Consider the following 13,217-nt stretch of genomic DNA (forward strand, 5'->3'; position numbering starts at 1 on the left):
CAAGACTTGGGACCCGGCCGATCAACGGCCGGGTCTCGCTTTCCAGTCGGAACGATCACTGCGCCCAGGCTTTCCAGTCTGCCTCGTGGGCGGCGATCCAGGCGGCGGCGACATCTTCCGGCTTCTTGCCGTCAAGGTCGATCTCTCCGCTCATCTTGTTGAGCTCGTCGGTATCGATCGTGAAGGCCTTGGCCACCTTGTAGGCGACCGGCCATTTGTCCTTCATGCCGTTCCAGGCATATTTCCAGATCTCGCCATGCGGCTTGCCGCAATCATATTTGGCGTCGGGGTTCACGCCCCATTTCGGATCGTTGTAGCATTCAGGCGTGTATTCGGGGAACTGCACCCATTCGCCCTTGTACTTGGCCGGCGCCCAGTGCGGCGAATAGATCCACAGCATGATCGGCGCCTTGCGCTGATAGGCGGAATCGAGTTCGGCGAACATCGCCGCATCGGTGCCGGCATGGATGACGGTGAAGGGCAGTTTCAGTGCCGCGACGCGCTCGTCGTCAAAGCCTTCCCAGGTCACTGGGCCGCCGAGATAGCGCCCCTTTGGTGCGGTCTCCGCCGTCGAGAACGAAGCCGCGCATGTGGCGTCGAGCAAGGCATGCCAGTCTGGCAAGGTTGGGCATTTCTCCTTCATGTATTCAGGAAACCACCACTCTTCCTTGGCCTTCGGGCCGAGCTTGCCCAGCCGCTCGGTCTGGCCGGTCGCATCGGAGGCCTTCATCGCCTCGCCGGCTGTCGTGTCCCAGAACTCCAGGCCGACATCGAGGTCGCCATTGGTGAGGCCGGTGGTCAGGCTGGAGAGGTAGTCGGCGGTCGGGTATTCAACGGTATAGCCGAGCTTTTCCAGGATGCCGCCGAGGATCTTGGCGTTGAGATTGACGCTGGTCCAGTCGAACAGCGCGATCTTGATCGGGTCGTTGGATTCCGGTGCGGCGGCCTGGGCGGAAGGTGTCAGCAGACTCAGCGTTGCGAGCGCAACGGCGCCCATCGATAGTTTTGAAACTCGACTGCGAAATGACATGCTTGTTCTCCTTCAAGCTGTGACGGTTATCGGTCGTTCCCTTCTTGCGGCTTTTCTTGATTGTGTTGGAAAGGCGGTTCGCTGCGCAAGTCCGTCGGCGCCAAAATTGTCGCCCTGGCCTTGGCCAGCGCAGGCAAGATGGTGCTCAATTCTCGTGATGATGGAATATGCCGTCCGCGTCATGGCTGCCGACAGACCGCTGGTGGAGCGATCATCTGCGGATCAATTGCCAGTCTTGCGGCGCCCGGCAAGGTGCAAGCCATCAAGGTCCCATGATCTCGGCTGTCGGCATGGCAAGCCCCATCTCGCCAAGCCCTTTCATAGGATGAAATTATATATACCAACGTTCATCTCGCGCAACGACTAACGCTTCGCAGATGCACAAATTCAGACTGCAGGCGAAGTTCGGCGAGATGTGGCCCTACCAGCAGACGTAGCCGCCATCGACGATCAGGTCGAGGCCGGTGACGAAGCTCGACGCGCGGCTGGCCAGGAACACCGTCGGCCCGACCATTTCCTCCGGCGCGGCCATGCGCCCCATCGGCGTGTCGCGCTTGAAGATCTTGATCTCCTCCGCCACCTCCGGCCGCTTGTTCATCGGTGTCAGCGTATAGCCTGGGCTGACGACATTGACGCGCAATCCGCGATCAGCCCACTCCATGGCAAGGCTCTTGGACATGTGGATGACGGCGGCTTTCGAGGAGTTGTAGTGCGCCTGCGTCAATCCGCGATTGACTATAGTGCCGGACATCGTGGCGATGTTGATGATCGAGCCTTTGCGGCGCGCCAGCATCTTGCGGGCTTCGGCCTGGCAGGACAGGAACACGCCGGCGACGTTGACCTCGTGCACCTTCTGCCATGTCTCGAGCGACAAGGTCTCGGCCGGTTCCGAACCGGCGATGCCGGCATTGTTGACGGCAACGGTCAATGCACCGAGTTCGGCCTCGACGCGATCGATTGCCGCCGCCAGATCGCTCGCCGAAGCGACCGTGCCGGTCAGCACCAAAGCCCTGCGGCCAAGTGCCGTGACTTGGTGCGCGGTCTCCTCAAGCCCACCTTTCGACGCATGACCGAAACACGCGACGTCGGCTCCTGCCTCGGCCAATCCAATTGCGATTGCCTGGCCAATGCCGCTGCCGGCACCGGTGACCAGCGCGACATCGCCATCCAGCTTGAAAAGATCCATCGATAGCCCTCCCGTTTCAGGGAAGGTATGCGCTGGGCCATGTTTCGATCAAGCGCTCAATGCGCAAGCCGGCAAGGGGCGGCGATGCCTAGAAATAACCGTCCGATGCCGCCGTCGCCTCTTTCGGGATCTCGACGCCGTCGACCAGGATCTTGTCGACCAGTTCGTGGTGGAAGCAGACCAGTCCCTTGATGCGCTCGGCCTCATGCACCGGCTCGGGATAGTACCAGACGAGATTCTCGTGCCGCTTCTTGGGCGTCGTCACGTGATAGTAGTTGGAGATGCCCTTGTAGGGGCAGCGCGAAATGTAGCGGCTGGGCGCGAACATATCGAGCCGCGTGTCCGAGATCGGCAGATAGTGGCGCACCGGATGGCCGGTTTCGAACAGAAATATGCCACGGCGTGAATCGGCGACCTGTTCGCCGTCGAGAATGACCTGCACCCGCCGCGAGGAGGGCAGGCAGTCGACCCGGCGGAACGGGTCGCGGGCGTGGACGAAGATCTCTTCGTCTTCCTCGTACCAGTGCGTCATCTTGGGCCAATAGAAGGACATGTAGTCCGATAGGTCAGGCGATCCCTTGACCGGATCCAGATAACGCCAGGCGGCATCCTCGACCAGCGTGATGCCGGTGTTCAGCGAATAATGCGTGGCGACGCCCTTGAACGGGCTTTCTGTCGTCGTCCTGCTCGGCAGCAGGAACTCCTCGCGCACGTCGCTCATCGGAAAGTAGTAAACTGGCAGATGATCGGATTCGTAGAGCACCAGCGCCTTGGTCGTATCGGCGACGATCATCGATCCCACCTGCACGCGCAGCCGCTTCTGCATCGGCATGGTGAAGGCGACATAGCCCGGCTCGAACTCGTACTGCACGATACTGTCGAGCAAGGGGAAATGCGGTCCGCGACCGCGCAAATGAGGCTTGCGAATGGTAGTCTCCCGTTTCTTGTCTTTTGTCATCGAGCGTTGGCGCACAGCGAGATGAACCTGGATTGAGCCATGGTGCCAGAGAAGGTTTCCGGGCGGCGGGTTTCCGTTGCATCGAGCCGCTCGAACGATGGCCCCCCATCGCTTTTCGCAGCCTTGCCAGCGGATAGCCTCACCGCCCGAAAGCAGAATTGTCCAATCCAGCCTCTATCCCAGCGACACACGATCGAGCAGCAGACCGGCTGCGATCGGCGGCAGGCCGCTGACATTCTTGCGCACCGGCACCAGCAGGTCCGGAAAATAGCTGAAAATGACCGGTGTCTCGTCGAGCAGCAGCTTCTGGATGTCGGAGGCCGCCGCGCGCTGTGCGCCGATATCGAGCGCCTTGAGGTAGGAAGTGACCATGCCGTCATAGGCAGTGTTCTTGAAATGCGCCGCGTTCCACGGGCCGTCGCTGACCAGCGGGCTCTTGAGGAACACATTGGGCACGCTGCGGTGCGCGTAGTCGGTGATGCCGAGAGGGCTGTCCAGCCAATCCGACTGGCCGAACACCGCCTTGCCGTAATATTTGTCCTGGTCCTCGATGTTGAGCGCGATGCGGGCGCCGATCTCCTTGGCGAAATTCTGGAACAGCTGCGCGTAGCCTGGAATGTCGGAATAGCGCAGCGTCGTCAGCGTGATGTCGAAGCCGCTGGCGAGGCCGGCCGCCTCCATGAGCTGCTTGGCCTTGGCGATGTCCTGGACACGCTGCGGCACCGTCTTGTCGGTGGCGGGAAAGGCCGGCGCGAACGGGCTGTCATTGCCCGTCGCCGCCATGCCGCGGCACAGGCCGTCGACCAGCTTGGAGCGGTCGATGCTGAGCGCCAGTGCCTGGCGCACGCGCTTGTCGGTGAAGGGACCGGTGTCGCAGCGCATGTGCAGCTGGCGGTGCGCGGTCGAGGCGACACGCAGCACCGTGATGTCGGGGCTGTTGACCACCACCTGGCTGACATCGAGCGGCACGGCGTCGAGGACGTCGACCTCGCCGGCCTGCAGCGCCAGGATGCGCGGCTGCACGTCGCCGTAGAATTTGAATTCGAGCCGGTCGGGCAGCGCCTTCTCGCCCCAATAGTCCTCGTTGCGCACGAAGGTCGCGCCGACCTTCGGCGTGTAGCTCTCCAGCCGGAACGGTCCGGTGCCCTCAAAGGTCTTTTCGTAATCGCCCTTGTAGCTCGCCGGCAGGATGACGGCGTTGTAATTGTCGATCGACACCGAATAGGGAAAGCTGCCGTTCGGCGCATCGAGATGGAAGGCGACAGTGTGGTCGTCGACTTTCTGCGTGCCGCCCTTCGACAGCAGACCCTTGAACACCGAAAGCGCGTTCGAGGCGCCGTTGGGATCGGCGAGGCGATCGAAGGTCGCCACCACGTCGTCGGCTTTAAAATCCTCGCCATTGTGGAACTTCACGCCCTTGCGCAGCTTGAAGGTCCAGACACTGCCATCCGCGTTCGGCGACCAGCTTTCCGCCAGCACCGGCTTCAGGGTGAGATCCGGCTGCGTGATGCACAGGAATTCGGCGGTCTGGAAAACCAGCTGGTAGCTGCCGCTGTCATAATAGGTGACGGGATCGATGGCGCCGCCAGGCGTCGCCACGCCGGCGCGCACCGTGCCGCCGGGCTTGCCCTCGGCGCGGGCCTTCGGGGTGCCGAGGCCGGCGGCCGCGACAAGGCTGGCCAGGAACGGCAGGGAAAGGCCGAGCACGCTGCCATGGCGCAGGAAATCGCGGCGGTCGAGCCTGCCGGCCAGCAATTCGTCGACAGCGGAATTTTCGATTGCCGTCAGGTTTTTGCGAGCGGCGTCGATCGTCATGAAATGCCTTGGCATGGCTGCATTCCTCGCTTGCCCTTGAGGGACCAGCCATTTAGGTCATTGTTGACCGCGACCGGAAAGCGATATTTTTTGATAGGGTCCATCGAAATCTTCGATGCAAGGTCTAAGCCATGGATACAGAGAACCTGCGCAGTTTCCTGGAGGTCGCCGAACATGGCAGCTTCACCGTGGCGGCCAGCCGGCTCAATCTCGCGCAGTCGACCGTCAGCGCGCGGATCAGGGGGCTGGAGGAGCAGTTGGGGCGCCGGCTTTTCGTGCGCGACCGCGACGGCGTCAAGCTGACGCCCGCCGGCCGGCAATTCCTGCCGCACGCCTCGTCCATCACCCGCACCTGGGAGCAATCGAGGCAGGATATCGCCGTTCCCGATGGCTATGACAGCCTGCTGCGGCTGACCGCTCCCGCCTACCTGTGGGACCGGATCACTTCGCCATGGGTCGAGTGGATGCGCGCCAGGCGGCCGAACGTGGCGCTGCGCCTCGAGGGCAGTTTCCCGGATCTGGCGATCGACCAGCTGGCGGAAGGCCTGCTCGACATCTGCATCCTCTATCTGCCGCGCCCGCATCCCGGCATCGTCTATGAGACGCTGGCCGTCGATCAGGTCGTGCTCGTCCAGCATGCGGCGCAGACCAAGCCATGGACCGAAAACTACATACTGATGGATTGGGGGCTCGAATTCCGCATCGAGCATGACCGCGCCTTTGCCGGCATGGTGAAGCCAGCCATCTCGGCTGGCCTGGTCTTCATCGGCCTGCAGCATGTGCTGTCGCGGCAAGCGGCCGCCTATCTGCCGCTCAGCGCCGTCAGCACTCACATCGAGCGCGGCGAGATGCGGCGTATGGACAACACGCCGGTGTTCCAGCGGCCGATCTATCTCGCTTATCCATCGAATCCCGTCTCGTCGGATGTTCTGGATGTCGCCCTGACGGGCTTGCGCTCGCTGGCCAGGGACTGGACCAGCGAACAGGGTTTTTCGGAAGGCGACCGTTCCTTAGAGCAGTTCACATTTCGCGGAAACGATGAACTGCTCTAACTCCTTGTTTTGACGCAATTCCCTAGGGAAAGCGCTACGCGCTTTTCCCGGGAAAACCGTTTCACACTTTTCCTGGAATTGCTCTAGGCATGGCCGGCCTGAGGTAGCCGGCCGGCAATATCCTGCTATGCCGGTTCAATCACGGCGGCCTTCTGCAGCCTGGCAAGTTCCGGGTAGGGGATATGGCAGCGGATGGAATGGCCGGGCTGCGCTTCGGCCAGCGGCGGCTCCTGCTGCTCGCAGATCGGGCCGATCTTGCGCGGGCAGCGTGTGTTGAAGACGCAGCCCGGGGGCGGGTTGGTGGCGCTGGGGATTTCGCCGTCGAGCCGGATGCGCGCCGTCTCGGTCTGGTCGAGCTTCGGCACAGCCGACAGCAATGCCTCGGTATAGGGATGATGCGGACCGGAGAAGACTTCCTCCGAAGGTCCGATCTCCATGATGCGGCCGAGATAGAGCACGGCGATCTTGTCGGAGAGGTAACGCACCACCCCAAGGTCGTGCGAGATGAAGATGTAGCTGACATCTTCCTTCGATTGCAGGTCGGCGAGCAGGTTGAGGATCGCCGCCTGGACCGAGACGTCGAGCGCCGAGGTCGGCTCGTCGCAGACGACGATGCGCGGATCGCCGGCAAAGGCGCGCGCAATGGCGACGCGCTGCTTCAGGCCGCCTGACAGCTGGCGCGGCTTGACGGCGAGATGCCGGTCGGTCAGGCGCACCGAGCGGACGAGATCGTCGAGGCGTGCCTCCTGCGCCTTGCCGGAGAGGCCGGCCAGCCGCTTCAAGGCGCGGCCGAGAATGTGGCGGATCGAATGCGAGCGGTTAAGCGCGGAGTCCGGGTTCTGGAAGACGATCTGCATCGCCTTGACCTGGTCGTCGCCACGGTTCTCCAGCTTCGGCGCCAGCGCCTTGCCCTCGAGTTCGATGGTGCCGCCGTCATCGGGCGGCACAAGGCCGAGCAGCAGCCTGGCGAAGGTGGTCTTGCCGCTGCCGGATTCGCCGACCAGCCCCAGCGTCTCGCCGGGCCGCAGATCAAGCGAGACATCCTTGACGGCGCGCAAGGGATGGCCGTGGCTGGCATAGGTCTTGTTCAGTCCGGCAACGCGCAGCACCGGCGCGGTTGTCGGCTTGGGCGCTGTCGCAACATCGCTCGGTGTGGCGCGCGGCAGAGCCTGCGCCTTGTCGTGATGGAAGCAGCGCGACAGGCGCTTGCCGCGCTCGTCGCTCAAATCATAGAGCGGCGGCAATTCGGTGCGGCAGCGATTGTCGGCGAGCGCACAGCGGTCGGCAAAGGCACAGCCCTTGATGTCGGCACCTATGCCGGGCAGGAAGCCCGGAATGGTGTCGAGCCGGCCCTGGTCCTTGCGCTGGCCGCCGCGTGGCAGGCAGCGCAGCAGCGCGACCGTATAGGGATGGCGCGGATCGTTGAAGACGACATCCGTCGGCCCTTCTTCCACCAGCATGCCGGCATAGAGCACGCCGACGCGGTCGCACATGTTGGAGACGACGGCGAGGTTGTGGCTGATGAACAGGATCGAGGCCGAGAGCTCTTGCCTGAGCTGCGCAATGAGGTCGAGCACCTCGGCTTCGACCGTCGCATCAAGGCCGGTGGTCGGCTCGTCGAGGATCAGCATCGAGGGATCGTTGGCCAGCGCCATGGCGATCGCCACGCGCTGCTGCATGCCGCCGGAGAGCTGGTGCGGATAGCGCTGCATGACGCTTGGCGGATCGGAGATGCGCACGCGGTTGAGCATGGCGATGGCGCGATCGGTCGCCGCCTGTCCCGTGATGCCGCCGAGCTCGAAGATCTCGGTCAGTTGCCGGCCGATGCGAATCGACGGGTTCAGCGCCTTGCCGGGATCCTGATAGACCATCGAGACGCTTTCGGCGCGCGCCCGCCGCAAGGCCTCGGCATCGAGCTTCATGACGTCCTGGCCGTCGAGCGAGATCGCGCCGCCCGATATCGAGCCGTTCCTTGGCAGATAGCGCACGACGGTGAGCGCCACGGTGGATTTGCCGCAGCCGGATTCGCCGACCAGCCCATAGGCCTCGCCTTGCCTGATGTTGAGGCTGAGATTGCGCAGCACGGCGCGGTTGCGCCCGGCGACCCGGTAGGCGACCGACAGGTCGTGCAGTTCGAGGGCGTTTTCAGCCTTTGCGGAACTAGTCATTGAGCGCTCCATGCACGCCGTCGGCCACAAGGTTGACACCGATCACCAGCGAGGCGATGGCGAGCGCGTCGAACAGCACTGTCCACCAGAAGCCGCCGCCGATCATGCCGTAGTTGCTGGAGATCGACAGCCCCCAGTCGGGTGAGGGCGGCTGGATGCCGAAGCCCATGAAGGAGAGCGTGGCGACCGCGAAGATGGCGTAGCCCAGCCGCACGGTGGTCTCGACCAGGATCGGCGGGATGACGTTGGGCAGGATCTCGACGAACATCGTGTGGAAGGCGCTCTCGTGCCTGAGCTGCGCGGCGGCGACATAATCGAGTTCGCGCTCGGCCAGCACCGCCGAGCGCACGGTGCGGGCGATGATCGGCGCGAAGCTCAGGCCGATGACGACGATGACGGTGGCCTTGGAGGTGCCGAGCGCGACGATCGCGAGCAGCGCGACAATGACCACGGGGATGGCCATGAAGGCTTCCAGGATGCGGCTGACGACATCGTCGACGATACCGCGGAAATAGCCGGTGAGCAGGCCGAGTGCCGTGCCGGCGACCGTCGCCAGCAAGGTTGCCAGCGGGGCGACGGTGAGGATGTCGCGCGAGCCGACGATGACGCGCGAGAAGACGTCGCGGCCGATCTGGTCGGTACCGAACCAGTGTTCGGACGAGGGCGGCGCCAACGCATTGATGATGTCGTCGGCAAGCGGGTCGTAGGGTGCGAAGTGCTCGCCGAACAGTGCGCAGGCGACCCAGAACAGCACGATTAAGAGACCGACAAGGAAGGTCCGCGAGCGCATGAGCGAGAAAAAGACTTCCGCCATGGGGCTGCGCCGGCGCGTATCGTCTTGCGGAGGGGAGGTGGTCTGGACGGCGCTCATTGGTCTGACCCCAGCCGGATACGCGGATTGAGTACGGAATAGAGGAAGTCGGCGATCAATGTCGCCACGGCATAGACGATGCCGATGGTGAGGATACCGGATTCCAGCATCGGGAAATCCTTGCCGCGCGCGGCGGTGAAGATCAGCGAGCCGATGCCCTGGTAGCGGAACAGCGTCTCGATCACCACCAGGCCGCCGATGAGATAGCCGGTCTGGGTGGCGATGACGGTGATGGTCGGCAGCAGCGCATTGCGCAGCACATGGCGCCAGATCACCGTGCGCCAGGGCAGGCCCTTGAGCACCGCCGTTCGCGTATAGTCGGAATCGAGCGCTTCGATCATGCCGGAGCGCGCCATGCGCGCTATATAGCCGAACAGCACCAGGAACAGCGGCAGAGACGGCAGGATCAGATAGTAGAGCTGGGTGAAGAAGCCGGCGTTCTTCGGCCATGCCGCCGATATCGGCAGCCAGCGCAGCCAGACGCCGAAGATCAGGATCAGGATGATGCCGGTGACGAATTCCGGCAACACCGTCACCGACAGGCCGCCCAGGCTGATGATACGGTCGAGCGGGCGGTTAAGGTTGAGCGCGGCCACGACGCCGCCGAGGATGCCGATCGGCACCACCAGCACGAAGGCGACCGCGGCCAGCTTCATCGAATTGCCCAAGGCATCGATGACGAACGGCGCCACCGGCGAGCGGAAGATGTAGGATGTGCCCATGTCGCCGCGGATGAAATTCCAGATCCAGGTCGCATATTGGGTGAGCAGCGGCCGATCGACGCCCAGCGTGTGATTGAGCGCGTCGACAGCGCGCTGGTCGGCAAACGGCCCCAGGATCGCGCGCCCGACATTGCCGGGCAGCACCTGGCCGCCCAGGAACACCATGATGCTGAGCAGGAACAATGTAACCAGCGACAGCGACACACGCCGTGAAAAGAAGGAGAGAATGGCTAAGACTCCTTGTGGAGCCAGCCCCCACGCGGGAGCTGGCTGTTAGAGGATTGGCTTTCCCTTTCGTTTTAGGCCTTCGATGCCTTTTCGAGGAACAGCTGCGACATGGCGGTCGGCTGCACGCCGGCCACGCCCTTCGCCGTCGCCGTCAGGTAGTCGTAGAAGTAGCCGAAGATGACGGGCGTTTCCTCGAGCAGCAGGTTCTGGATCTTGCCCGCCGTCGCCTTCTGCGCTTCGAGATCGAGCGCGGCGATATAGCTGGTCGCCAGCGTGTCATAGTCCTTGTTCTTGAAGTGCGCGGCGTTCCAGGTGCCGTCGCTCTTCAGCGGTGCTGCAAGGTACACGTTCGGCACGCCGCGGTGGCCGTAGTCGGTGATGCCCATCACCGAATCCAGCCAGTTCGATTTGCCGAATACGGCGTCGCCGTAATACGCGCCCTGGTCGAGGATGTTGAGCTCGAGCTCGATGCCGATCTCCTTGACCCAGTTCTGGATGAGCTGGGCGTATTCCGGTATTTCCAGGTAGCGCTCGGTGGTCAGGGTCACCTTGAAACCCTTGCCGGCGCCGGCCGCTTCCATCAGCTGCTTGGCCTGCGCGATGTCCTGCTTGCGCTGCGGCACGCTGGTATCGGTCGAAGGATAGGCAGGCGCGAACGGGCTGTCATTGCCGGCCGAAGCGCGGCCCTTCATCAGGCCGGCGACCAGCTTGTCGCGATCGAGGCTGAGCGCGATGGCGCGGCGCACGCGCGGGTCCTTGAACGGATCGGAATCGCAGCGCAGATGCAGTTGCTGGTGCGCGACCGACTTCAGGCTGATGATGTCGACGCTCGGATCATTGAGCAGGGCGACGCCCGCGAGCACCGGCATCTGGTTGATGATGTCGATCTGTCCGCCCTGCAGCGCCAGGATCTGCGGCTGCATGTCGGCGAAGAAGGTGAACTCGGTGCGCTCCGGCAGAGCCTTTTCGCCCCAATAGTCCTCGTTGCGGACGAAGGAGGCGCCGACCTTGGCCGTGTATTTTTCGATCTTGAACGGCCCGGTGCCGTCGAAGCTTTTCTCGTAGTCGCCCTTGTAGCTCGCCGGGATGATGACGGCGTTGTAGTTGTCGGACGACACCATGTAGGGGAAGTTGCCGTTCGGGGCGTCGAGATGGAATTCCACCGTGTAGTCGTCGACCTTCTTGGTGGCGCCCTTCTGCAGAATGCCGGTGAACACCGACAACGCGTTGGACGAGTTTGCCGGGTCGGCGAGGCGGTCGATGCTGGCTACGACGTCGTCGGCCTTCATCTCGCCGCCTGAGTGGAATTTGACGCCCTTGCGCAGCTTGAAGGTCCACACCGTGCCGTTGTCGTTAGGCTTCCAGCTTTCGGCCAGTGCCGGCTTGAGCACCAGGTCGGGGCCGTCGACGCAGAGGAATTCGGCAACCTGCTGCATGATCAGCAGGCCGCCGGCATCGGCGATGGTGACCGGGTCGATGGTTGCCGCCGGCACGCTGCTGCCGACACGGATGGTCGCGCCGGGCGCGCCCTGGGCGCGGGCGAGCGACGGTATGCCACTAAGGCCGGCAGCGGTGGTGATGCCGCCCAGAAGCGGCAGCGACAGGCCGAGCAGACTGCCGTGGCGAATGAAGTCGCGGCGGCTGACACGGCCGTCGACGAGACCGTCGATGAGATGGTTTTCGAGCGGCGAGCGATTGCGACGGATCAGGTCGAGAATGCGGTAGTTCTTGCTCATGGGTTTAACCCTTTCCCCTTGTTTCTTATGGCTGAAGAATGCACTTCCAGTTGACGAAATTCCGTGGAGTTCTCCTTGTCCCGGTCATCAACGAAGTCGGTCGACCGGGACTGTAGCATGCTGTCTTTTCTGGTCCATCCGATCCTGGCGGCGCAGGGTTCAGATTTTCTTGAGGCCATGCTTTCACCCGTCAGGCCCTGCCGTGGCGATCCAAATTGCCGCGGCCGACCCTTGTGTTGGCTAGTCTCCTTTCCTTCTCGGTCTCCTAGTTCAGCGGCAGGCGGCGATATGTTCCGGGCTTCGCCGGGTCATGATATTTGTTGCACGGGCCGTTCTCGACGAAATCGCGATGGCAGGCCGTGAGGTTTTTCCGCGATAAGGTGACGCCGAGACCGGGGCCTTCCGGGACGCGCACGACATTGTTCCTCGGCGAAAACGGCCCTTCCTCGGTAATGTCCATGGGCTGCATGCGAAACAGCGACTGGTTCGGCTCCCGGATCCAGCCAAGCGCCGCGCACAGATGCAGATAGGCCGCGCTGCCGATGCCACTGTCGCCGCTGTAGCACCAGAAATCGACGCCGGCGTGCTCGCAGGCGCCGACGAAACGCGTGAGGCGGCCGATGCCGCCATGCGCCGTCGGATTGCCGACGAAGGCATCCGGAACCTTGAGGTCCATGGCGCGCGCAATGTCGATGTTGTGGGTCGAGAACGGGATCGAGCAATGCTGCCGCAACTGGCGCATCTCCTCGATCGTCGCCACCGGATCCTCCCAGTTGCGCACGCCGAGCTCTTCCAGCGGCCGCGCCAGCCGCCGCGCCGTCGCCAGCGAATAGGCCTGGTTGGAATCGATGCGGATCATCGCCTCGTCGCCGAGTTTTTCACGGATCAGCTCGACCATTCTGAGCGAGACTTTCGGGTCTTCGGTCGAGAATTTGCCTTCGAAGAAGGTCGTGCCATGCGTCTCGTGCAGCTCGACGCAATAGTCGGCGACTTCTTCCGGCGTCGTCTCGCCCTTCACCTTGGGTCCATGGCCGCGCAGCGAAAAATAGTCGGTGAACGGGATATCCTTGCGCACGGCGCCGCCGAGCAGCTGATAGAGCGGCTGCTTCCACGCCTTGCCGCGCAGGTCCCACAGCGCCATCTCGATTGCGCCGAAGGCCATGATGCGGGTGCGGTCGTTGATCGACTGCACGCCGGTCCAGTAGGGCAGGCAGACATGCTCGGCGCCGGCGATGTCGAAGGCATCGCGGCCCGCCAGGCGCGCGGCCAGAACATCGTTGATGATCGCGGCCGCCGCTGGCGTCGGCGCCTCGCCGAGGCCGATCAGCCCTTCCTCGGTCTCGACCTCGACAATGGTCTGCGAAAACCCGTCGAGCTCGCCGAACACCCAGCCATAGGGCGCTTCGAGACGAAGATTGATCGGCGTTGCCGTGATACCGCGGATTTTCATC

General features: G+C 63.3%; 10 protein-coding genes. 1 reads left to right on the forward strand and 9 read right to left on the reverse strand.

Annotated elements, in window-relative coordinates; all coding sequences use genetic code 11:
- Positions 1-55: 55 nt before the first annotated feature.
- From AB4Z43_RS17720 to AB4Z43_RS17735, 4 genes are all read right to left on the reverse strand, one after another.
- On the reverse strand, positions 56-1,030 hold the full coding sequence (locus tag AB4Z43_RS17720; RefSeq protein WP_019856871.1) for an ABC transporter substrate-binding protein: 975 nt from the start codon (positions 1,028-1,030) through the stop codon (positions 56-58).
- A 421-nt stretch (positions 1,031-1,451) separates the two neighbouring features.
- Positions 1,452-2,216: an SDR family oxidoreductase gene (locus AB4Z43_RS17725; RefSeq protein WP_441938626.1), complete on the reverse strand. Its 765-nt coding sequence runs from the start codon at positions 2,214-2,216 to the stop codon at positions 1,452-1,454.
- A gap of 88 nt (positions 2,217-2,304) precedes the next feature.
- Positions 2,305-3,102: a DUF427 domain-containing protein gene (locus AB4Z43_RS17730; protein WP_244748244.1), complete on the reverse strand. Its 798-nt coding sequence runs from the start codon at positions 3,100-3,102 to the stop codon at positions 2,305-2,307.
- 246 nt (positions 3,103-3,348) lie between these two features.
- A complete protein-coding gene (locus AB4Z43_RS17735) occupies positions 3,349-5,004 on the reverse strand; it encodes an ABC transporter substrate-binding protein (protein ID WP_441938627.1) in 1,656 nt (551 codons plus the stop codon).
- A 116-nt stretch (positions 5,005-5,120) separates the two neighbouring features.
- On the opposite strand from AB4Z43_RS17735, the gene AB4Z43_RS17740 reads away from it, so the two are divergent.
- Positions 5,121-6,041 (forward strand): LysR family transcriptional regulator, encoded by a 921-nt coding sequence (locus AB4Z43_RS17740; protein ID WP_202360441.1) that lies wholly within the window; start codon positions 5,121-5,123, stop codon positions 6,039-6,041.
- Between the two features lie 125 nt (positions 6,042-6,166).
- Here the strand turns inward: AB4Z43_RS17740 and AB4Z43_RS17745 are convergent, their stop codons facing one another.
- The 5 genes from AB4Z43_RS17745 to AB4Z43_RS17765 form a co-directional block, all read right to left on the reverse strand.
- Positions 6,167-8,209, reverse strand: coding sequence for an ABC transporter ATP-binding protein (locus AB4Z43_RS17745; protein ID WP_441938628.1), 2,043 nt, complete (start codon positions 8,207-8,209; stop codon positions 6,167-6,169).
- Positions 8,202-9,080 (reverse strand): ABC transporter permease, encoded by an 879-nt coding sequence (locus tag AB4Z43_RS17750; protein ID WP_019856877.1) that lies wholly within the window; start codon positions 9,078-9,080, stop codon positions 8,202-8,204. Before AB4Z43_RS17750 ends, AB4Z43_RS17745 begins: the two co-directional genes overlap by 8 nt.
- Positions 9,077-10,030, reverse strand: coding sequence for an ABC transporter permease (locus AB4Z43_RS17755; protein WP_441938743.1), 954 nt, complete (start codon positions 10,028-10,030; stop codon positions 9,077-9,079). The genes AB4Z43_RS17750 and AB4Z43_RS17755 overlap by 4 nt, the downstream gene beginning before the upstream one ends.
- Positions 10,031-10,101: 71 nt before the next feature.
- Complete coding sequence (locus AB4Z43_RS17760) at positions 10,102-11,766, reverse strand: ABC transporter substrate-binding protein (protein ID WP_441938629.1); 1,665 nt, start codon at positions 11,764-11,766, stop codon at positions 10,102-10,104.
- Between the two features lie 265 nt (positions 11,767-12,031).
- A complete protein-coding gene (locus AB4Z43_RS17765; RefSeq protein WP_441938630.1) occupies positions 12,032-13,216 on the reverse strand; it encodes a mandelate racemase/muconate lactonizing enzyme family protein in 1,185 nt (394 codons plus the stop codon).
- Between the last annotated feature and the right edge of the window lies 1 nt (position 13,217).

The organism is Mesorhizobium sp. 2RAF45 (assembly GCF_052115225.1).
Classification (GTDB): domain Bacteria; phylum Pseudomonadota; class Alphaproteobacteria; order Rhizobiales; family Rhizobiaceae; genus Mesorhizobium; species Mesorhizobium jarvisii.